Genomic DNA, 19877 nt, shown 5'->3' with positions numbered 1-19877 from the left:
GGACGGATTATTTGTAATGGGATGCATCAAATTCATTAAAATGGAAAGCATGCACCAACAATAATCAGCAGAATAAAAAGTACGACCAGTAATGCGAAGCCTCTTCCAAAGCCTCTGCCTCCATAGCCGTATGCAGGATAGCAATAACCGCCATAACCGTACATAAGAAATTCCTCCTGTCATTTTTCTCCTGATGGCGCGCTGCAATTGAATATGTGTCGAAAAGGCAGCTTCAGCTCACCAGGTTTAATATAGCCTATGCAAATACAACCCAACTGTGCAGGCATCAGCCTATTTTTACGTATTTTAGTAAAAGCTGAATTCAGACCTGCTATAATTCAAGGGACAGGCTTTTAAGCATAAGAACGGAAGGTTTAATCTTAAATGTAACCCGGCACACCAAAATGGGGGGAAACTAAATGCTTTTCAAACACCTTTTAATAAAATTCCTTTTTTTAATCGCTGCAATTCTTCTTTTACAAGGATGTACAGATAAAGAGAGCCCGGAAGAAAAAATAAACCAAGCGCAGGACAAGATTGTTAAAGCAGAAAAAGAAATTGATAAGCAGCAAAATCGTTTGATGGAATTGGAGGCGAAGGAAAAGCAGCTATACGACAGGATTATTCATTTAAGCATGAAAGAATACAGTACCATTGTAAAACTTTCAGATGAAGCGATTGCTGCTATTCATTCCCGGAGTAAAAGTCTTGATCAGGAAGACAAAATCATGAGACAGTCTAAAAAAGCATTCGGGGAAATGAAGGAGCCGCTGTCCGCTTTGCAGGATAATGGAGAGGAAAAGCTTCTTTACGCCGCCATGCAGGATAGATACAAGGCACACGACAAACTGGTTGATTATTATAGGGATAGTATTCTGCAGGATATTAGATTATATGAAATGTTTAAAGAGAAGAACCTGAAGTTCGAAGAGCTCCAATCTCAAATTAACAAGATTAATCAGCTTTACGAGAAAGTGAGAACAGAAAATGAAAGGTTTAATAAGTTAACAGAGGAATATAATTACCGAAAACAAAGCTTATTATACAGCGGAGAGTAGGATTCGCAAAAGTGAACAAAAGCGGCAGATAGGATGCCGCTTATTTTTTTTGGATTATTTTTGGCATGAAAGGAAAAATTAAATAGGTAAACCAAACATTTTTGTCTTTTAATAAAGCGAGGCAATTATTTTTACTTAAGGGGGTTTTTGTAGTACAGTTAAAGTGTCTGATATGTAACAGATATTATTTTACCTGTGTAAAGCGGTAACAAAAAAACAATATTTTATGATTTAATGGATTACAAACCTAGTGTTTGACTATACTAAATAAGTTGTTGTAAACTGTTAGAGGAAAATAAAGCATTGTATCATTATGAAAATTAATTTTATAGATACAGGGTTAGTTCAACTGCAAGATTACAAGCGGGGATGTTTCACTCCTACATATAGTGGAAATTAGTGTAGGGGCTGTAGAATAGAGAAGATCTCCTAGACTTTAATCTCACGAAATGCTTTATATAAAACCTTTTAATTTGAAAGGATGGGTGACCCAGATGGCTGGTAAAACACAGAAGGCACAATTTGATGTCAAAGAACAGCTTCAGGCTGTAGAAAACCAATTTGAAACACTTCAAATTCTTAATGAAGAAGGAGAAGTTGTAAACGAAGCTGCTATGCCTGAATTAACGGATGAACAGCTTCAGGAATTGATGACGCGCATGGTATACACTCGTATACTTGATCAACGTTCAATCTCACTAAACCGTCAGGGGCGTCTTGGATTCTATGCACCTACTGCAGGGCAGGAAGCATCACAGCTTGCATCTCAGTTCGCTTTAGAAAAAGAAGATTTCATTCTTCCAGGATACCGTGATGTACCTCAATTAATCTGGCATGGTCTTCCATTGTCACAGGCTTTCTTATTTTCCCGCGGACATTTCAAAGGAAACCAGATTCCTGAAGGAGTAAACGTTATTTCTCCTCAGATTATCATTGGTGCTCAAATTATCCAGGCTGCTGGTGTTGCACTTGGAATGAAAAAGAGAGGCGCTAAATCGGTAGCTATTACTTATACAGGTGACGGCGGAGCTTCTCAAGGGGACTTTTATGAAGGAATCAACTTTGCAGGTGCATATAAAGCACCAGCGATCTTTGTTGTGCAAAATAACCGTTTTGCCATCTCAACTCCTGTTGAAAAGCAGTCAGCTGCTAAAACAATTGCTCAAAAAGCGGTTGCGGCAGGAATCCCTGGAATCCAGGTAGATGGAATGGATCCACTGGCTGTTTACAAGGCGGTAAGTGACGCTCGTGAACGCGCAATAAACGGTGAAGGTCCTACATTAATCGAAACACTTACTTATCGTTACGGACCGCATACCATGGCTGGGGATGACCCAACACGCTACCGTACTTCTGATCTGGATAATGAATGGGAGAAAAAAGATCCTCTTGTTCGTTTCCGTAAATTCCTTGAAGGCAAAAACCTTTGGAATGAAGATAAGGAAAACGAAGTAATTGAAAGAGCTAAAGAAGATATTAAAAACGCTATCAAGGAAGCGGACGCAGAGCCTAAACAAAAGGTAACTGACTTGATGGAAAATATGTATGAAGAAATGCCTCACCACTTGAAAGAACAGTATGAAATTTATAAAGAAAAGGAGTCGAAGTAAGCCATGGCTCAAATGACAATGGTTCAAGCAATCAATGATGCATTGCGCAATGAACTTAAAAACGATCCAAATGTTCTATTATTTGGAGAAGACGTTGGCGTAAACGGCGGTGTGTTCCGTGTAACGGACGGTCTTCAAAAAGAATTCGGTGAAGATAAAGTATTTGATACTCCGCTTGCTGAATCTGGTATTGGCGGTTTAGCTATTGGTCTTTCTCTTCAAGGTTTTCGTCCGGTTCCTGAAATCCAGTTCTTCGGATTCGTATTTGAAGTAATGGATTCCATTGCCGGCCAGATGTCCCGTATGCGCTACCGTTCCGGCGGCCGTTATAACATGCCTGTTACTGTGCGTTCTCCATTCGGCGGCGGCGTTCATACTCCTGAATTGCATTCAGACAGCTTAGAAGGCTTGATGGCTCAGACACCAGGATTAAAAGTAGTCATTCCATCATCTCCATATGATGCAAAAGGACTTTTAATTTCATCAATCCGTGATAACGATCCAGTTATCTTCCTAGAGCACTTGAAATTATACCGTGCTTTCCGTGAAGAAGTACCTGAAGAAGAATATACGATTCCTCTTGGAAAAGCAGCCGTAAAACGTGAAGGTTCTGATCTTTCTATCATTACTTACGGAGCTATGGTTCACGAGTCTCTAAAAGCAGCTGAAGAGCTTGAAAAAGAAGGACACTCAGTTGAGGTTATTGACCTTCGTACAATCATGCCTCTTGATGTAGATACGATTATTGCTTCTGTTGAGAAAACTGGCCGTGCAATTGTGGTACAAGAAGCACAGCGCCAGGCTGGTATTGCTAACCATGTAGTCAGTGAAATCATGGAGCGTGCAGTTTTAAGCCTTGAAGCACCTGTATTGCGTGTTGCGGCTGCAGATACTATTTATCCATTCTCGCAGGCAGAATCAATATGGCTTCCAAATTATAAAGATGTCATTGAAACGGCTAAAAAAGTTCTTAACTTTTAATTTTTAGTTTTCAATTGTGTAACAAGCTCTCTCGATTCCAAAAAGAGAGCTTTTGCATGGAAAATGAAAAATTGAAAAGTTTTGAGAAAAATTAATTTATTATTTTCAATCAAAAAGAATTTACGATAATATTAGGAGGTTAAATCCATGGCATTTCAATTTAAGCTTCCGGATATCGGTGAAGGTATCCGCGAAGGCGAAATAGTGAAATGGTTTGTAAAACCTGGAGATAAAGTACAGGAAGACGATGTCTTGTGCGAAGTGCAAAACGATAAAGCGGTAGTAGAAATTCCATCTCCAGTTGAAGGTACTGTATTAGAAGTTAAGGTGGAAGAAGGCACGGTGGCCGTTGTAGGCGATGTCTTAATTACTTTTGATGCACCAGGCTATGAAGACCTTCAATTCAAAGGCGATGATCATGGAGACGAAGGAAGCAAGGCGACTGAAGAACAAGTTCAGTCTACAGGCGAAGCTGGCCAGGATGTTAAGAAAGAGGAAGTTCAAGCTGAACAATCTGCAGCTGCTACTGGCGCTGGAGCACAAGCCGCTGTGGATCCTAACCGCCGTATAATCGCTATGCCATCCGTTCGTAAATATGCACGTGAAAAAGGCGTTGATATCCGTCTAGTTGCGGGATCTGGCGACAACAACCGAATCCTTAAAGGTGACATTGATGCCTTCACACAAGGCGGACAAGCAGCACCTGCAGCCGCTGAAACTGCACAAGCAGCTCCAGCAGCTAAGGAAGAAAGAGCAGCAGCTCCTGCAGCTGCAGCAATCCCAGAAGGTGAATTCCCAGAAACTCGCGAGAAGATGAGCGGAATTCGTAAAGCCATCGCAAAAGCAATGGTTAATTCTAAACATACTGCTCCACACGTGACATTAATGGATGAAATTGATGTGACAAAGCTTGTTGCACACCGCAAGAAGTTCAAAGAAGTGGCTGCTGCAAAAGGAATCAAGCTTACATTCCTTCCTTACGTAGTAAAAGCATTAACAAGTGCATTGCGTGAATTCCCTGCGTTGAATACATCTATCGATGATGCAACAAGCGAAATCGTTCACAAGCATTACTACAACATTGGTATCGCTGCCGATACAGAAAAAGGCCTGCTTGTTCCTGTCGTTAAAAACGCGGACCGAAAATCTGTATTCGCTGTTTCTAACGAAATCAATGAGCTTGCTGGTAAAGCGCGCGATGGCAAATTAGCACCTGCAGAAATGAAAGGCGCTTCTTGCACAATCAGCAACATCGGTTCTGCCGGCGGACAATGGTTCACTCCTGTAATTAACCACCCTGAGGTTGCAATCCTTGGTATTGGCCGTATTGCTGAAAAACCAGTTGTTCTTAACGGTGAAATCGTTGCTGCACCAGTATTGGCACTATCTTTAAGCTTTGACCACCGTATGATTGACGGGGCTACTGCTCAGAATGCATTGAATCATATCAAACGTCTATTGAACGACCCAGAACTATTGTTAATGGAGGGGTAACAAATGGTAGTTGGAGATTTCCCAATTGAAACAGATACTCTTGTCATCGGTGCAGGCCCTGGCGGCTATGTAGCTGCAATCCGTGCCGCACAATTAGGACAAAAAGTAACAATCGTTGAAAAAGCTAATATGGGCGGAGTTTGCTTAAACGTCGGCTGTATCCCGTCAAAAGCGCTAATATCTGCTGCTCATCGCTATGATCATGCTCTTCATTCTGAAGACATGGGTGTTTCTGCAGAGAATGTAAAGGTTGACTTTTCAAAAGTTCAAGCCTGGAAATCATCTGTAGTAAACAAATTAACTGGCGGTGTTGAAGGTCTTTTAAAAGGAAACAAAGTTAACATCGTCCGCGGAGAAGCGTACTTTGCTGATGAAAACAGCATTCGTGTAATGGATGAGAATTCTGCTCAAACATATACATTTAAAAATGCTATCATTGCAACAGGTTCAACTCCTATTGAACTGCCTGCATTCAAATATTCTAAGCGTGTCCTTAACTCAACTGGAGCTCTAAACCTTCAAGAAATGCCTAAATCAATGGTAGTTATTGGCGGAGGCTATATTGGAACTGAGCTTGGCGGAGCATACGCTAACTTTGGTGTAAAAGTAACAATCCTTGAAGGCATGGATGAAATCCTTGCTACCTTTGAAAAACAAATGTCTTCACTAGTTAAAAAGAACCTTAAGAAAAAAGGTGTAGACATCGTAACGAAAGCTATGGCTAAAGGTGTAGAAGAAACCGAAAATGGCGTAGTTGTAACTTACGAAGCAAAAGGCGAAACTCATACTGTAGAAGCTGACTACGTTCTTGTAACTGTAGGAAGACGTCCAAACACGGATGAGCTTGGATTAGAGCAGATTGGTGTTAAAACTTCTGAAAGAGGCCTTATCGAAATCGATAAGCAATGCCGTACAAGCGTGAAGAACATCTTCGCAATCGGTGACATTGTTGAAGGTCCTCCGCTTGCACACAAAGCATCTTACGAAGGTAAAATTGCTGCTGAAGCGATCTCTGGACATCCTGCAGAAATTGACTATCTTGCAATTCCAGCAGTTGTATTCTCTGAACCTGAACTAGCTTCAGTTGGATACACTGAAAAAGAAGCGAAAGATGCAGGAATTGAAGTGAAAGCTTCTAAATTCCCATTTGCAGCAAACGGCCGTGCTCTTTCATTAAACAGCACTGATGGCTTCATGAAACTTATTACTACAAAAGAAGATGGCGTAGTAATTGGGGCTCAAATTGCGGGTGCAGGTGCTTCTGACATGATTTCTGAGCTTAGCCTTGCTATTGAAGCAGGAATGACAGCGGAAGATATTGCCATGACTATCCATGCTCACCCAACACTTGGGGAAATTACTATGGAAACAGCAGAAGTTGCTATAGGAATGCCAATCCATATCGTAAAATAATATTAAAAAAGAAACACCCTTGCCGGATTTGGCAGGGGTGTTTTTATTTTCATTCAGGTAAACTTCCTCATGAATTTGTCCAATTCGTAATACATATAAGTATATGAAGCATTTATGATAGGTGGAATTGGAGCTGAGGTCTTTTGAAAAGCTATATTGTCTTCCTTTTCCAGACAATGGTCTGGAGTGGGTATACACTTGCGGAATGGCTGTCTAACCATGACCGGATGATCTATAAAATTACAATGTTCATTATTTTTTGTTACCTCGCCCTTATAATAGGAAAAACGATTCTGAAATCCAATAAAAGAACGCTCCTGATCACATGTACCAGCCTGGTGTGCCATGGTTTGATCACAATCTGCCTGCACAGCTTTATACCGTTGAAGGTGTGACCTGAGTACGTTAGTTAATGTCTATTTATAAAGGAGTTCACATTCGTGAAAAAATTGATCTTGCTGATGGGGTGTACTCTGTTCATTATGGTGTACAGCTGTTCAAACCACGGCTTCGAACCGGTGACAAAGAATACAGAAAAGCAGCAGCAAGTAAAAAATAAACAGACAAAAAACAAAAAGGAAACAGAAGTAATAAAGGGAACTGAACAAGGTAAGCCGCAATATAGAATTAATCCTAATGACTGGTCTATTGAACCCATTTCAAAAGCAAACAGGAAAATAGTGCTCATCACCATTGACGATGTCCCCGATAAACATGCTGTAGAGATGGCTGGACTATTAAAAGCATTAGGAGTCCCGGCCATCTTTTTTGTAAATGGCCATTTCATTGACTCGCCTGAGGGAAGAGCCAAACTCAGACATATTTCTCAAATGGGCTTTGCTATTGGAAACCACACCTATCATCATACAAATCTTAAAGAACTAAGCGAACTAGAACAATACAACGAAATTGTGACCTTAAACAACGAAATAGAAAAAATAACTGGAGATCGTCCAAAATTTTTCCGTGCCCCCTTTGGAGTAAATACCCCATATTCCAGAAAAATCGCTGCCCAGGAAAAAATGGCGATCATGAACTGGACCTATGGCTACGACTGGGAACCGGCATACCAGAATAAAACAGCACTCACCAGCATCATGGTAAACTCACCATACCTGACAAGGGGAGCCAACCTCCTCATGCATGACCGCCCATGGACCAAAGAAGCCCTCCCTGACATTATCGCCGGCCTAAAGAAAAAAGGCTATGGTTTTGTTGACCCAGCACTCATCGAGGTGCCGAGTTGACGTTGTGCGGGGTATCCTGGTCTTAAGTTTGTGAAGGTCGGTTCATTAGAGGCAAGGGCCTGGTGGTAGATGGTGCCTTTATTTTTGCCGGTGGAGGGCAATTTCAATGAGGATAATAAATTTGAAGCTGTGTGACGGGATTCTATATTTAGAAATTTTCTAAATTTTACATTTGTAATTGAACTATCCAGCAGCATGAAATAATCCTCCAGCGCCTTTAAATGGGCATATTTAGAAGGTAACTTGCAAGATTTACAATGCCATGACCTTTGTTTTCGTTCCATTACGAAATGGCATGCTGGACACAATACGCCTTTAATTACTTCATCTTCTGATAATTTATATCTAGATAGAACATCACTCATAAGCGGAATATGATCTTTCAAGAGCAAATGTGTTAATCGATTCAGACGGTAAGGACTACACATTTTTTTATTATAAAACTCTTTGAATTCATGAATTCTTTTCAATAATCTTGCAGCATGGCAGACTCGTTCTAAACTTATTACATAATCAGGGGAAGATTTAATAATGGTTGAGGGATTGCTAACGATAACTAAATTTTCTACAGGAAGGGTGGAAAAGCCTTTTAACTGAAGCCAAGACACTAAGAGCAATCGATGCCGCTCTGATTGTAAAATCGGATCTGGAAAACCTTCTTCTTTGTCATTATGAGTTCGAATAAGCTGGTTATAATCTTTATCAAAATACAAGGTTCCTGACATATTTTTTACTTCTATGGTGAGGATGAAAAAAGGGGATATAATCAGTGTATCAATTTGAAAATGACAGCCAGCTGCAAACAGTCTAAGATCGTGAAATATTATAAAATCCTCGTAAGGCAGCTGATTTAAATAGTAATCTAAAGACTGTTCTCCTTTATATCCTGCAAGTCTTTTTGACAAATCTGACTCAATTTCCTTGCGTTTTGGATGTTGTTTATTTAATCTCCTTAACAATGCTTCCATTTTTAAAATTACTGCCGGCACTGTCCTATTTTTTACAATCAATTATTTCACTCCTTTTCGTGTGATAAGAAAAGAGTTCGACAAGATAAAAATTATTCCTTTAAATTTGAAAAAGAAATCTGGTTTACTAATTAGATGTTTCAATAGAGGTCTTATATTCTTCGTCGAAAGAAATGAGCTTTTTCAGGAGTGTAATTACTCTTTACTAATTTTATTGAGTATTAAAAAAGTTCTACTCATTCCACTTTTTTAGTGTTGAGCAATATATGAGCAGAATATTTAAAAAAATGAGCTGTTATCAAAGAAATATGAGCTGTAATTTAAAATAAATGCGCTGTTAGCGGAAATATATGAGCTGAAATGAAGCAAGCATATTTTTATGAGCTCACCTTTAGATTTTTATTCCGTTTATAAGATATATTTGCGTTGATGCCCAACATTACCCATTATTAACATTAACCAACCACCATACCAAATAGAAAAAGCCGCTCACCAGCGGCTGTTCTATCTTCTTGGATAATAATACATAACCCGGCCGTTAAAGAGATGAAGTTCGCCTTTTAGTTTTTTTGCGAGGAATTTGCAGAATTCGTTGGCTTTTCCTTTGTCGCCATATGTGGAGGAGTCGGGCAGGGTGATTTGTATGTATGATTGAATTTTTTCTGTTTCGTCATCCAAGATGATTTTTTCTTTAGAGACTCCCAGGATGATGTGTTTGTACCGGTCCTCTCCGGAGGCTAGATAAAACCAGTCCTGAGACTGTTCAGTAGTTTCTTTGATCTCGTATGGAAAGGCTTTGCTGCTGTAATTCCATTCCACCTGCTGGCCTGTCTTAGAGGTGATATACTTGTAATAGCTGAACCATTCTTTTAATTCATCCAGTGTAACCGTTTGCTGTTCAGAGCCTTCAACAAGTTTGATATATGCGTTTTCAGACATATGGGAAACCTCCTAAAAGTAGATTGAATATTTAACTAATTTTAACACTGCTATGGTCCTTTTTCACATAATTTTCTGAGTAATAAGAGGGATGACATAAAAAACATCTAATAACTATATGCTCTATTCGCATCAAATATGTCCAATGAAGCATAAAAATAGGCTTTTTTTTATAAATGTTACATACAATTAAACCTTGATTTATTAAAAGTGATATATTATTATAGATTTATAGGATGTAAAGCGCTTTCATAATGAGTGACCAAAATCATGTATAAAGGGGTTTGAAAATATGGGTATTATTGTTTGTCAAACTTGCAACTCGACGATTGATCATTATGAGGATGAAAAAGTAAATGTATTGTATTCGGCTAAGTGCGATTGCTGCCAAAGTGAAGAACACGGGCAGGAAACAAGATAAATAATCATAGAAAAAACCTTGTCAGCAAATGCCTGACAAGGTTTTGTTTTGTTACGCGGGCTCATTTTTATCTGATGGCCTGCTGCTCTTTTATGACTCTTAAATAGTTCAAGTCGCTGTCTTCAGGTCCTTGTACTGGAAGGCCAGCTTCCAGGTTTTTCTTGATGTAGTACAGATTTTCTTTGGTTATGATCTCACCAGGAATGAATATCGGTATGCCTGGGGGATAAACCATGATGAACTCGGCTATGATTCTTCCTTCCGATTCGTCAAACGGAACGGTTTCTGTTTTAGCATAGAAGGCATCTCTTGGGGTCAAGGCTAGACCAGGGATGTTTGGAAGAATTACAGGTATTTCTTTATGTTCTTCGGCGTAATTTTTAAATTCAACCGTAAGATCTTTCATCGCATGAATCAGGGCTCCGGCATCCTGCTGAGTATCACCAGGCGTAACAATACAGAGGATGTTATACATGTCTGAAAGCTCTACTTCTATATTGTGTTTTTCCCTGAGCCATTTTTCTACATCGTAGCCATTTAAGCCAAGCTTTTTAATTGAAATGATCAGCTTGGTTGGATCATAATCATAAGTAGCTTTGCTGCCTAGAATTTCTTCTCCAACACAGTACAGCTGGGGTATTTTATTGATTTCGCTGCGGATGTAGTTGGCCAGGTTAATCGTCTTTTCAATCAGCTCACGGCCCTCTGTTGCCAGCCTTTTTCTTGCAACATCTAATGAAGCAAGCAGGATGTAGGAGGTAGAGGTGGTTGTCAGCATGCTGAGGATCGACTTAACTCTGTTAACTGACACTAATCCTTCTTTAACATTAAGAATAGAACTTTGTGTTAATGAACCTCCCAGTTTATGGACGCTGGTTGCTGCAAGGTCAGCGCCTGCCTGCATGGCTGAGAGGGGCAGATCTTCATGGAAATGAATATGGACACCGTGGGCCTCGTCTACAAGCACTGGAACATGGAATGAATGAGCAATTTCCACAATCTTTTTTAAATCAGCTGAGATGCCAAAATAGGTTGGATTAATAACCAATACACCTTTTGCATCGGGATGCTGGTTTAATGCTTTTTCAACTGAATCAGTAGTTATTCCATGGGAAATCCCTAGATTATTGTCAATTTCAGGATGAATAAACACAGGGACGGCACCAGCAAAAACAATTGCGGACATAACTGATTTATGAACATTTCGCGGAACGATGATTTTGTCCCCAGGTCCGCAGACCGCCATTACCATGGTCATGATTGCACCGCTTGTTCCCTGCACAGAGAAAAAGGTGTGATCTGCGCCAAAAGCTTCAGCAGCAAGGACATGTGCTCTATGTATCATACCCTTTGGTGAATGGAGATCATCCAGGGGTGCAATATTTATTAAATCAATGGAGAGAGCATTTTCTCCAATAAATTCTTTGAATTCAGGATCCATGCCCTGTCCCTTTTTATGGCCGGGAATATGAAATTGAACTGGATTTTTCCTTGCATGTTCAAGTAATCCGGTAAAAAGGGGTGTTTCGTTCTGAGTCAATTTCATAAACACCTCTTTGCTTAAATTAGTGTACTAATGCTGCTAGTCATTGTTAGTATTAACAAAACAAATGAATTATAGCATTTGTTTACTTTTTTGCATAGAGCCTGAGGATTGATCCCGGAAAAGTTTTTAAGAAGCTGGTTGAATAAAGGAGGTTATATTTTTGTGGCAGACGAGGGTTTCTAAGTTATTGGAAATTAAATACCCAATTATACAGGGAGGGCTTGCTTACCTCGCTTATGCAGAGCTTGCTGCTGCGGTTTCAAATGCGGGGGGACTTGGACAGATTACCGCAATGTCCCTAGAAAATCCTGACCAGCTAGTAAAAGAGATACATAAGGCAAAACAGTTAACCGAGAAGCCGTTTGGAGTGAATTTTGCAATTGGCCAGCATGGCAGGCCTTTTGAACATTTCGTTGAAGCGGCTTTGAAAGAAAATGTAGAGGTTATGTCGGTAACGGGAGGCAACCCTGCTCCTTTTTTTAACATGCTTAAGGGGACCAGCGTCAAGAAGCTTGTACTTGTGGCTGCAAGGAGGCAGGCAGTAAAGGCCGAGGAGCTGGGTGCAGACGCAGTGATGGTCGTTGGGCAGGAAGGAGGAGGCCATCTGGGTAAAAGTGATACAGGAACGATGGTGCTGATTCCAAAGGTAGCCGATTCTGTAAGTATCCCCGTTATAGCCTCAGGCGGCATTGGAGACGGAAGGGGATTAATGGCAGCCTTGTCCCTTGGAGCCGAGGGCATAGAGATGGGGACAAGGTTTATTGCCACAAAGGAATGTGTTCATGCGCATCCCTTCTATAAGAAAGCCCTGATTGAGGGCAGTGAAAGTGATACAATTGTTATTAAACGCTCGCTTGGTGCTCCAGCCCGTGCGATAGCAAACAGCTGGACTTCAAAGTTAATAGAACTGGAGAAGCAGGGAGCCGCTTATGAAGATGTGAAGGACTATATAAGTGGAAAGGCAAACAAGAAATACATTTATGATGGAGATCTTGAGAACGGCTTTGCATGGGCCGGACAGGTTATGGGGTTGATCGAAAATGAGCCATCAGCAGAAGACCTTATTCGCGATATCATATCCCAGGCTGAAGAAATTCGGAGAAATTGGGCACTTTAATAGCAGCGGCAATAAACATTAAGAAGCAGGTGACATATTATGGATTACCAATATCCAATAGATTACAGCTGGTCAACGGAAGAAACAATCGATGTTATTAAATTTTTTGAATCAGTTGAGCAGGCGTATGAAAAAGGAATAACTAAAGAACAGTTTATGGATAAATACCGCCGATTTAAACAGATTGTACCAGGGAAGGCTGAAGAAAAAAAGCTGACTGGCGAATTTGAGGAAATGAGTGGTTATTCTTCATATAAAATATTGCAAAAAGCAAAAACCGCAGAGGAAGGCAGTAAACTTAGCATGCAGCCATAAGTCCTTAAAGAGAAAGCCTTCTTGGTCTCCAAGAAGGCTTTCTGTGTTTAAGAAAATTTATAAAGGGGTATTAATTTTTCAAACACCTTATAAATTTTATCTTCTAAATTTTGTGGAGATAACTCGATAGCTTCATCCCTGGGGATATGTAAACCGCAGAGGATTTCAGCGCTTTTAACCCTCTGGATTCTTTGGAAAAGTGCCAGTAATTCGTCCTTGGAAAGCTCTCGATGAGGTGTTGCATTTGGGACAGTATGGTCGCCTGACCAAACAAAATCGTCAGGTACCATTGTCATAATTTCGTCGATGTTTTCTTCAAATGCCAGGCCAGCCTTGATTTTGTTTGGAGCTTCGTAGATTACAGCAAACCAGATGAAAAGATGAGTTTCCCAAAGACCTATTTGAAAATGCGGCAGCATTTTATAGCCTCTGTTGCTGCCAGCAAAAGCAACCCATGTATCATTTGGCGGATTTTTAGTCCGGCGTGCATGTTTTGCCACATGATAGTATAGTTCTTCATCGGTTAAATGGGAAAGTTCCTTCGAAAAATGCTGCCCCAGCGCTTCAAGTTTTGGACGAATTCTTTCCTGTAATGCTGACATTCTATCTTCAAGACCATTTATTTTAAAAACGTTAAAATCTGATGCTGAAAATGCTTTGAGTTCCAAAATAGATCCTCCTATAACTTTCTAATTATGTAGTGATTTTATCATAGAGGCATTAAACAAAAAAATGTTAGGATCAGATTCTTTGATTATAAATAGGTTTCAGCACAATTTTGTTGCAGTTTTGTCTAGGTAATCATAGAATAGTAAAAATAATATCTGAAAATTTAAATAATTAAGCACAAGTAAAAGAAGGGGTGCCTATTATGAAACAGGTCATGAATCAAGCTCTTAAAGCAAAAGAAGTTGAAAAACATAGAACAGCCGTCCTAAGAATGGAAATGGATTATGAGTTAGCAACACTTTATGAGGCAATGACAGAAAAAAATGATGAAAAGAAAACAAAATGCAAACAAAGACTAGAAAAAATTCGCCAGGAACTGGTTCGTTTAAGAAGTTTCTAAGGAACAGGAAAAGAATAGGAGTCAAAGCAGAATAAATGGATACTTTATATGGCCAGATGGAAGAAAATCCTTAAGGCGGGCTCGGTTAAAGTTAAACTATACCCAGTCCGCCTTTTATATATGGTTGGAAAAACTTGAATGATTACGAAGGTTATCTTAAGCTGAAAATAGAGTGAAATATAAGTGAGTTTTCTGATTGGATGTTGTTTCGGATAGATGGTTTTTAATTACCGTCAGCTGTCTGAAGAGTTCCACTTTGGAGGAGTAAACACAACAATGAACCATCAGCAACACATACAATAAGTGCGGGAGGCGGATTTATGAACTGGAAAGAAATCGATACATACGCAAAGCAATGGATAAAAGAAGCTGGAAAAAGGATAAGGGATTCCTTTGATTTAGAGCTTACCGTAGAGACCAAGTCGAATGCCAATGATCTTGTCACAAATATGGATCGTGCTACAGAAGAGTTTTTTTATGAAAAGGTTAATAAGCAATTTCCTGATCACAGAATACTAGGGGAAGAGGGCATCGGTTCAGAAATTACCGATCTAAAAGGGGTTGTGTGGATTATTGACCCTATTGACGGAACGATTAATTTTGTTCATCAGCAGAGGAACTTTGCAATTTCAATCGGAATTTTCGCGGATGGAGTGGGCAAAATCGGGCTTATTTACGATGTGGTGCATGATGAGCTTTATCATTCTTTTAAAGGGGAAGGAGCTTACATGAATGAAGTAAAGCTGCCGCCTTTAAAGCCGGTACCTGTAAAAGAAACCATATTAGCTATCAATGCCTCCTGGATCCACTCGAATAAATTAGTGCCTAAAGAAAAGCTGATCAGCCTGGTTTCAGATGTCAGGGGTACTCGCTCCACAGGTTCTGCAGCCCTTGAGCTTGCCTATGTAGCCGCAGGAAGATATGACGCATATGTTACATTAAGATTGTCACCATGGGACTATGCGGCTGGAATTCTACTTGTAGAGGAAGTCGGCGGAGAAGTGACAGATGTTTTCGGGGATAAAATTGATTTCTTGAAGAAAAGCTCTATCTTTGCTTCCAAACCTGGACTCCATCAGGACATGATTGATACATATTTTACAAAAGAATAGAAAAAAATTGCCCAATGCCGGGCAATTTTTTTTTGTAAACTTACAGGGGGATGGAAGAGCTTATAATTCTCCCCGTTCCCTTAGTTTCTTTTTAAAGCTGAAGCCTGAGCCCATAATAATAATAAGGGCAGCTATGCAAATTAAAGTCAGCAGGATACTTTCTTCAGCAATGGCAATACCTATTCCAGCTATGCTTGCGGCTGCAAGAATAGATAATACTATAAACAATCCCTTGTATTTCATGTGTATCACCTCTATACTACCTATTGTACTTAATTTCGAATTTTGTTTCTACTGTCTTTATGATATAATATATAGGTTAATGGTTAAATCAAAAATTCAAACAAATCTAGGAGTGAAATTCTTTGAATCTTCGCAGCGATATTCGCAATATAGCAATCATTGCCCACGTTGACCATGGTAAAACTACACTGGTTGACCAACTTTTGAAACAGTCCGGGACATTCCGCGTTAATGAACATGTGGAAGAAAGGGCTATGGACTCCAATGATCTCGAAAGAGAAAGAGGAATAACGATTCTGGCAAAAAATACTGCCGTTCAATATAAAGATACACGTATTAATATCCTGGATACTCCAGGACACGCTGACTTTGGCGGAGAAGTAGAACGTATCATGAAAATGGTTGACGGTGTTCTTCTTGTTGTTGATGCATATGAGGGCTGTATGCCTCAAACACGTTTTGTTCTTAAAAAGGCATTAGAACAAAAAATCACTCCTATCGTGGTTGTAAATAAAATTGACCGTGATGCTGCCCGTCCTGAAGAAGTTGTGGATGAAGTTATCGATTTGTTCATTGAGCTGGGAGCAGAAGAAGATCAGCTGGACTTCCCAGTTATATATGCATCAGGCATTAACGGTACTGCGAGCGTTGAACCGGATCCTGCTAAGCAGGAGGAAAACATGGAGCCATTATTCGAAGCAATTGTCGATAACATTCCAGCTCCAGTTGATAATAGTGAGGAGCCGCTTCAATTCCAAATTGCACTTCTTGATTACAATGACTATGTTGGAAGAATTGGTATTGGACGTGTATTCCGCGGGACAATGAAAGTTGGACAGCAGGTTGCATTAATGAAGCTTGACGGCAGTGTGAAACAATTCCGTGTGACTAAAATCTTCGGCTTCACCGGTCTTAAGAGAGTAGAAATAGAAGAAGCATTGGCTGGAGATCTTATTGCCATTTCAGGAATGGAAGATATTAATGTCGGGGAAACGGTATGTCCGTTTGACGCGCAGGAAGCACTGCCTATTTTGCGTATTGATGAGCCGACTCTTCAAATGACATTTCTTGTAAATAACAGCCCGTTTGCAGGCCGCGAGGGTAAATTCTTGACTGCAAGAAAAATTCAAGAAAGACTGGATCTGCAGCTTCAGACAGACGTCAGCCTTCGTGTTGAAAATACGGATTCTCCTGATGTATGGGTAGTATCTGGACGCGGAGAGCTTCACCTTTCCATCCTAATTGAAAACATGAGAAGAGAAGGATACGAACTGCAGGTTTCAAAACCAGAGGTTATCGTTAAAGATATAGATGGTGTCCGCTGTGAACCAGTAGAACGCGTTCAGATCGATGTGCCTGAAGAGCATACTGGTGCGATCATGGAATCTATTGGGGCAAGAAAAGGTGAAATGATTGACATGATTAATAACGGAAGCGGCCAGGTTCGATTAATATTCATGGTACCGGCACGTGGATTAATCGGATATTCTACAGAATTCTTAACGCTGACACGCGGCTATGGAATTTTAAACCATACTTTTGACAGCTATCAGCCAATGGCACAGGGTCAGGTAGGCGGACGCAGCCGTGGAGTTCTTGTTTCCATGGAATCAGGGAAAGCATCTCAGTATGGAATCATGCAGGTAGAAGACCGCGGAGTTATTTTCGTTGAGCCGGGTACTGAAATCTACGAAGGTATGATTGTTGGGGAACATAACCGTGAGAGCGACATCACAGTTAACATTACTAAGGTAAAACAAATGACAAATATGCGTTCAGCCAATAAAGATCAGACTACAACAATGAAAAAACCTAGAATTATGTCTTTAGAAGAAGCTCTTGAGTATTTGAATGACGATGAATATTGTGAATTAACTCCTGAATCTATTCGTCTTAGAAAGAAAATACTTGAAAAAAATGAACGCGAAAGAGTTACTAAAAAGAAAAAATTCGCAGAGTCGAACTAATAGCAGTTCAGCGGGGGAGGTATTTGTATGGAGGGAATGGAGCACTTAAGTCCAGCCACGAGATTATTTGTAGACCTTTTTGGCACAAAGGCAGGGACGAATGTTCTTTACTTAGCTTTGGTGATTCTGTCAATTTTAGTGTATAACCTTGGGTTTGCACGAAAATTATCTTTCCTTAAAAATGTGGTCATTTATATTTCGTTAGCGCTTGGCTGTTTAGTCTTAACCATTCTCGCCATTCAGCTTCCTGTTGTTGAATCCCTGTTAGTAGCCGCCTTTATTCTCGGTATATATAAAATAAGGCTTCATAAGCAGAAACGTCATGATGTGAGCAGTGAGCAGAGCTTATGAATTCACTGCAGGATGCCATATATAACTGGCTGACAATAAAGATTGTCTGCGATGCAAGACCGGATGATACAGCCGCACAGGATACTAAGCAAATGTTTGAAGAGCTTTTAGTGGAAGACCATAAACTCAGCTATTTTCAAGCAGTTAAACAAGAACCCATGTATGTTGTTGAATATACACAGGCAGGCGAAACAAAAACAGCTCGATTTCCGGTGGAATTAGTAGAAGTCATGCTGCAGCAGATCAACGAGGAACCTCATAGATACAGGAATTTTACTTAGGGTTCCATTTAAAAAGAATAAAAAGGCCCAGCCAGAGCATTAAGCTATGGCTGGGCCTTTTTGTACCTTTTTTTTTGTTGACGGGGCTGTGAAGCCGCTAATAAGAAACCCTTATATTCTGGGAAGCCGCCGCGGGTCACCAGTCGTCAGGTTTTTTCGGAGTACGGTACAGCTTGAAATTTCCTGTAGCGAGCCTTTCCTTTGTTCGGTCTTCAATACGGTTATAGCAATCCTGGCACATATATGTATGAATAGGCCGGTTTCTTAAGCGTTTAGCCAGCAATGTATCACTGTTAAGGGATTCTATTTTTTCACAAAGCACACATTTTACTCTCACTGCGGCACCTCTTTTGCCATGTATTCTCTTTTAGTATACCATCTTTCCTTGAGGATGGAATATTTGATATACACTTATCGGATTTCATATAATAAGGATAAGCATAACATTATAAGTATAACAGCCAGCTCTAATAAAAAGGACTGAAGTAAATGGCTAATCGAGTTGAATCTCAATTAACAGAAATCCTGTTTCAATCACTTCAAAAGGAACGCTTTGTGATTCTTTCAACAGTAGATTTTGAAACAGGAGGGCCCAATGTTAATGCACTTTCCTGGGTTCTTGCAAAAGATGTACAAACCATTTATTTTGCCGTAGATAATAGATCCCGTATTATCGAAAACATTAACAAACATAAGAAGACGGTGCTGACTTTGCTTGTTGATGAATCTACTTTCTCCGTGAGCGGTGATGCCTTCATTAAAATGCAAAAAATGGATGATGTACCCTTGAAACTGGCATTAATTCAGATGACCATAAATGAAGTGAGAGATGTCATGTTTTATGGTTCCAAAATCGTAACAGAGCCCGAATACGATAAAACATACGATAAGAAGGCAGCAGAAAGGCTTGATCACCAGATAATGGAAGCAATGAGAATAAAATAGAAAACCTGTCAATCACCAGTTGACAGGTTTTTTCTTTCCTCTGAGCTATTTTATCTATTTTTGTCCTGGTAGTGATTGGATTGGCGGTCTTGTTCCTGTTCCAGTGTTTTTCTGTCCTTAGGACTCATTTGGTTTTTCGGTTCTTCAGTTGTTTTATAAGGAGCCTGGCTGTTATCATCTCCAGGGACGGTAGGGATTACTCTTCCAGAGATATCAGCAAGCTCATTTAATATGCCTTGGACAGGCCTGCCAGCAGCAATATCATTTGAAATTTCCCTAAGCCTCGCATTCAGATCTGGGTCGGCTACCACAATGGCGTTCGCACCATTTGGATCATCCTTAAGAGTTTCGCCAACTGCATATTTTATGGAACCGACTTGTGAGCGTTCAATATCATTGTCAATATCAATCCCGACAATAGCGAAATTCCCTAAAACTACAGCCGTAGCGTTATTTACACTCGGGTTTCTTACTGCCAGACTTTCTAAGTGCCTTGATATACGCTGCCCAGTTTCTCGATCCTTATTGCTATGAAGCGCAGAATTCTTGACTCTGACATTTCCCCCTCTGCCATTTGTATCATTTGCGTCATCAGTACTTTGACAAGCTCCTAAAATTAGACAGACAAAAAGGAGTGGAATCAGTTTTTTCATCAAAATCCTCCTCGTAGTATGTATAGTGAAACAGCTGCGGGCAAACACGCATCTTGAAATCATTTTTAATTAGTGTGGATTTAGCATTCTATCTTTATGCAAAATGTCATATATTTTAGCAACGGTCTTGTCCCATTCATAAACTAA

At 40.0% G+C, this 19877-nt stretch carries 24 protein-coding genes; 16 read left to right on the top strand and 8 right to left on the bottom strand.

The genetic code is table 11. From position 1 onward, the window contains the following. Positions 1-35: 35 nt before the first annotated feature. Positions 36-164 (bottom strand): YjcZ family sporulation protein, encoded by a 129-nt coding sequence (locus JOC77_RS08925; protein ID WP_204541989.1) that lies wholly within the window; start codon positions 162-164, stop codon positions 36-38. A 255-nt stretch (positions 165-419) separates the two neighbouring features. On the opposite strand from JOC77_RS08925, the gene JOC77_RS08920 reads away from it, so the two are divergent. From JOC77_RS08920 to JOC77_RS08890, 7 genes are all read left to right on the top strand, one after another. After that, positions 420-1058, top strand: coding sequence for a YkyA family protein (locus JOC77_RS08920; RefSeq protein WP_204541972.1), 639 nt, complete (start codon positions 420-422; stop codon positions 1056-1058). Between the two features lie 494 nt (positions 1059-1552). After that, the gene (gene pdhA, locus JOC77_RS08915; protein WP_204541968.1) at positions 1553-2668 is read left to right on the top strand and encodes a pyruvate dehydrogenase (acetyl-transferring) E1 component subunit alpha; all 1116 of its coding nucleotides are present in this window, start codon (positions 1553-1555) and stop codon (positions 2666-2668) included. 3 nt (positions 2669-2671) lie between these two features. After that, entirely contained in the window at positions 2672-3649 is a 978-nt protein-coding gene (locus tag JOC77_RS08910) for an alpha-ketoacid dehydrogenase subunit beta (protein ID WP_204541966.1), read from the top strand. A 147-nt stretch (positions 3650-3796) separates the two neighbouring features. Beyond that, entirely contained in the window at positions 3797-5143 is a 1347-nt protein-coding gene (locus JOC77_RS08905; protein ID WP_204541963.1) for a dihydrolipoamide acetyltransferase family protein, read from the top strand. A 3-nt stretch (positions 5144-5146) separates the two neighbouring features. Continuing rightward, positions 5147-6556: a dihydrolipoyl dehydrogenase gene (gene lpdA, locus JOC77_RS08900; protein WP_204541960.1), complete on the top strand. Its 1410-nt coding sequence runs from the start codon at positions 5147-5149 to the stop codon at positions 6554-6556. Between the two features lie 143 nt (positions 6557-6699). Then, positions 6700-6951: a hypothetical protein gene (locus JOC77_RS08895; RefSeq protein WP_204541956.1), complete on the top strand. Its 252-nt coding sequence runs from the start codon at positions 6700-6702 to the stop codon at positions 6949-6951. 45 nt (positions 6952-6996) lie between these two features. Continuing rightward, positions 6997-7803 (top strand): polysaccharide deacetylase family protein, encoded by an 807-nt coding sequence (locus JOC77_RS08890; RefSeq protein ID WP_338047203.1) that lies wholly within the window; start codon positions 6997-6999, stop codon positions 7801-7803. On the opposite strand, the gene JOC77_RS08885 is transcribed toward JOC77_RS08890, so the two are convergent. Together JOC77_RS08885 and JOC77_RS08880 are read right to left on the bottom strand one after the other, a co-directional pair. After that, a complete protein-coding gene (locus tag JOC77_RS08885) occupies positions 7761-8813 on the bottom strand; it encodes a nuclease-related domain-containing protein (RefSeq protein ID WP_204541953.1) in 1053 nt (350 codons plus the stop codon). The genes JOC77_RS08890 and JOC77_RS08885 overlap by 43 nt on opposite strands. Before the next feature lie 462 nt (positions 8814-9275). Next, entirely contained in the window at positions 9276-9710 is a 435-nt protein-coding gene (locus JOC77_RS08880) for a DUF1885 family protein (protein ID WP_204541950.1), read from the bottom strand. Between the two features lie 292 nt (positions 9711-10002). Between JOC77_RS08880 and JOC77_RS08875 the strand changes: the two genes are divergently transcribed. Beyond that, complete coding sequence (locus JOC77_RS08875) at positions 10003-10131, top strand: GapA-binding peptide SR1P (protein ID WP_204541947.1); 129 nt, start codon at positions 10003-10005, stop codon at positions 10129-10131. Between the two features lie 67 nt (positions 10132-10198). Here the strand turns inward: JOC77_RS08875 and JOC77_RS08870 are convergent, their stop codons facing one another. Beyond that, positions 10199-11671, bottom strand: coding sequence for an aminotransferase class I/II-fold pyridoxal phosphate-dependent enzyme (locus tag JOC77_RS08870; protein WP_204542057.1), 1473 nt, complete (start codon positions 11669-11671; stop codon positions 10199-10201). Between the two features lie 166 nt (positions 11672-11837). Between JOC77_RS08870 and JOC77_RS08865 the strand changes: the two genes are divergently transcribed. Together JOC77_RS08865 and JOC77_RS08860 are read left to right on the top strand one after the other, a co-directional pair. Continuing rightward, positions 11838-12794, top strand: a complete 957-nt coding sequence (locus JOC77_RS08865; RefSeq protein WP_204541944.1) for an NAD(P)H-dependent flavin oxidoreductase — start codon at positions 11838-11840, stop codon at positions 12792-12794. A gap of 39 nt (positions 12795-12833) precedes the next feature. Next, positions 12834-13109, top strand: a complete 276-nt coding sequence (locus JOC77_RS08860) for a UPF0223 family protein (protein ID WP_204541941.1) — start codon at positions 12834-12836, stop codon at positions 13107-13109. 47 nt (positions 13110-13156) lie between these two features. Here the strand turns inward: JOC77_RS08860 and JOC77_RS08855 are convergent, their stop codons facing one another. Continuing rightward, on the bottom strand, positions 13157-13777 hold the full coding sequence (locus JOC77_RS08855) for a YktB family protein (protein ID WP_204541938.1): 621 nt from the start codon (positions 13775-13777) through the stop codon (positions 13157-13159). Positions 13778-13980: 203 nt separating this feature from the next. Between JOC77_RS08855 and JOC77_RS08850 the strand changes: the two genes are divergently transcribed. Together JOC77_RS08850 and JOC77_RS08845 are read left to right on the top strand one after the other, a co-directional pair. Further along, positions 13981-14178, top strand: coding sequence for a hypothetical protein (locus JOC77_RS08850; RefSeq protein ID WP_204541936.1), 198 nt, complete (start codon positions 13981-13983; stop codon positions 14176-14178). A gap of 320 nt (positions 14179-14498) precedes the next feature. Further along, positions 14499-15290, top strand: coding sequence for an inositol monophosphatase family protein (locus tag JOC77_RS08845; RefSeq protein WP_204541933.1), 792 nt, complete (start codon positions 14499-14501; stop codon positions 15288-15290). Between the two features lie 60 nt (positions 15291-15350). On the opposite strand, the gene JOC77_RS08840 is transcribed toward JOC77_RS08845, so the two are convergent. Further along, positions 15351-15533: a DUF5325 family protein gene (locus tag JOC77_RS08840; RefSeq protein WP_204541930.1), complete on the bottom strand. Its 183-nt coding sequence runs from the start codon at positions 15531-15533 to the stop codon at positions 15351-15353. Between the two features lie 122 nt (positions 15534-15655). Between JOC77_RS08840 and typA the strand changes: the two genes are divergently transcribed. Genes typA through JOC77_RS08825 form a run of 3 tightly spaced genes read left to right on the top strand, consistent with a single transcriptional unit; the run spans position 15656 to position 18132 of the window. Continuing rightward, positions 15656-17500, top strand: a complete 1845-nt coding sequence (gene typA / locus JOC77_RS08835; protein ID WP_204541926.1) for a translational GTPase TypA — start codon at positions 15656-15658, stop codon at positions 17498-17500. 36 nt (positions 17501-17536) lie between these two features. Continuing rightward, positions 17537-17851 (top strand): YlaH-like family protein, encoded by a 315-nt coding sequence (locus JOC77_RS08830; RefSeq protein WP_377336899.1) that lies wholly within the window; start codon positions 17537-17539, stop codon positions 17849-17851. After that, the gene (locus JOC77_RS08825; protein ID WP_204541921.1) at positions 17848-18132 is read left to right on the top strand and encodes a hypothetical protein; all 285 of its coding nucleotides are present in this window, start codon (positions 17848-17850) and stop codon (positions 18130-18132) included. Before JOC77_RS08830 ends, JOC77_RS08825 begins: the two co-directional genes overlap by 4 nt. A gap of 136 nt (positions 18133-18268) precedes the next feature. On the opposite strand, the gene JOC77_RS08820 is transcribed toward JOC77_RS08825, so the two are convergent. After that, positions 18269-18469, bottom strand: a complete 201-nt coding sequence (locus tag JOC77_RS08820) for a DUF2197 domain-containing protein (protein WP_204541918.1) — start codon at positions 18467-18469, stop codon at positions 18269-18271. A 152-nt stretch (positions 18470-18621) separates the two neighbouring features. Between JOC77_RS08820 and JOC77_RS08815 the strand changes: the two genes are divergently transcribed. Then, positions 18622-19077: a pyridoxamine 5'-phosphate oxidase family protein gene (locus JOC77_RS08815; RefSeq protein WP_204541916.1), complete on the top strand. Its 456-nt coding sequence runs from the start codon at positions 18622-18624 to the stop codon at positions 19075-19077. 50 nt (positions 19078-19127) lie between these two features. On the opposite strand, the gene JOC77_RS08810 is transcribed toward JOC77_RS08815, so the two are convergent. Beyond that, complete coding sequence (locus JOC77_RS08810; RefSeq protein WP_204541913.1) at positions 19128-19730, bottom strand: YhcN/YlaJ family sporulation lipoprotein; 603 nt, start codon at positions 19728-19730, stop codon at positions 19128-19130. Positions 19731-19877: the final 147 nt, after the last annotated feature.

Source organism: Peribacillus deserti (assembly GCF_016909175.1).
In the GTDB taxonomy this organism is placed as follows: domain Bacteria; phylum Bacillota; class Bacilli; order Bacillales; family DSM-1321; genus Paraperibacillus; species Paraperibacillus deserti.
The sequence above is the reverse complement of the archived record's forward strand: the minus strand, read 5'-3'. Positions and strand labels throughout refer to the sequence as shown.

Coding starts and splice junctions, on each gene's coding strand:
- JOC77_RS08925 (WP_204541989.1), bottom strand. CDS start 164: ATGTACGGTTATGGCGGTTATTGCTATCCTGCATACGGCTATGGAGGC.
- JOC77_RS08920 (WP_204541972.1), top strand. CDS start 420: ATGCTTTTCAAACACCTTTTAATAAAATTCCTTTTTTTAATCGCTGCA.
- pdhA (WP_204541968.1), top strand. CDS start 1,553: ATGGCTGGTAAAACACAGAAGGCACAATTTGATGTCAAAGAACAGCTT.
- JOC77_RS08910 (WP_204541966.1), top strand. CDS start 2,672: ATGGCTCAAATGACAATGGTTCAAGCAATCAATGATGCATTGCGCAAT.
- JOC77_RS08905 (WP_204541963.1), top strand. CDS start 3,797: ATGGCATTTCAATTTAAGCTTCCGGATATCGGTGAAGGTATCCGCGAA.
- lpdA (WP_204541960.1), top strand. CDS start 5,147: ATGGTAGTTGGAGATTTCCCAATTGAAACAGATACTCTTGTCATCGGT.
- JOC77_RS08880 (WP_204541950.1), bottom strand. CDS start 9,710: ATGTCTGAAAACGCATATATCAAACTTGTTGAAGGCTCTGAACAGCAA.
- JOC77_RS08875 (WP_204541947.1), top strand. CDS start 10,003: ATGGGTATTATTGTTTGTCAAACTTGCAACTCGACGATTGATCATTAT.
- JOC77_RS08860 (WP_204541941.1), top strand. CDS start 12,834: ATGGATTACCAATATCCAATAGATTACAGCTGGTCAACGGAAGAAACA.
- JOC77_RS08850 (WP_204541936.1), top strand. CDS start 13,981: ATGAAACAGGTCATGAATCAAGCTCTTAAAGCAAAAGAAGTTGAAAAA.
- JOC77_RS08845 (WP_204541933.1), top strand. CDS start 14,499: ATGAACTGGAAAGAAATCGATACATACGCAAAGCAATGGATAAAAGAA.
- JOC77_RS08840 (WP_204541930.1), bottom strand. CDS start 15,533: ATGAAATACAAGGGATTGTTTATAGTATTATCTATTCTTGCAGCCGCA.
- JOC77_RS08830 (WP_377336899.1), top strand. CDS start 17,537: ATGGAGCACTTAAGTCCAGCCACGAGATTATTTGTAGACCTTTTTGGC.
- JOC77_RS08825 (WP_204541921.1), top strand. CDS start 17,848: ATGAATTCACTGCAGGATGCCATATATAACTGGCTGACAATAAAGATT.
- JOC77_RS08815 (WP_204541916.1), top strand. CDS start 18,622: ATGGCTAATCGAGTTGAATCTCAATTAACAGAAATCCTGTTTCAATCA.
- JOC77_RS08810 (WP_204541913.1), bottom strand. CDS start 19,730: ATGAAAAAACTGATTCCACTCCTTTTTGTCTGTCTAATTTTAGGAGCT.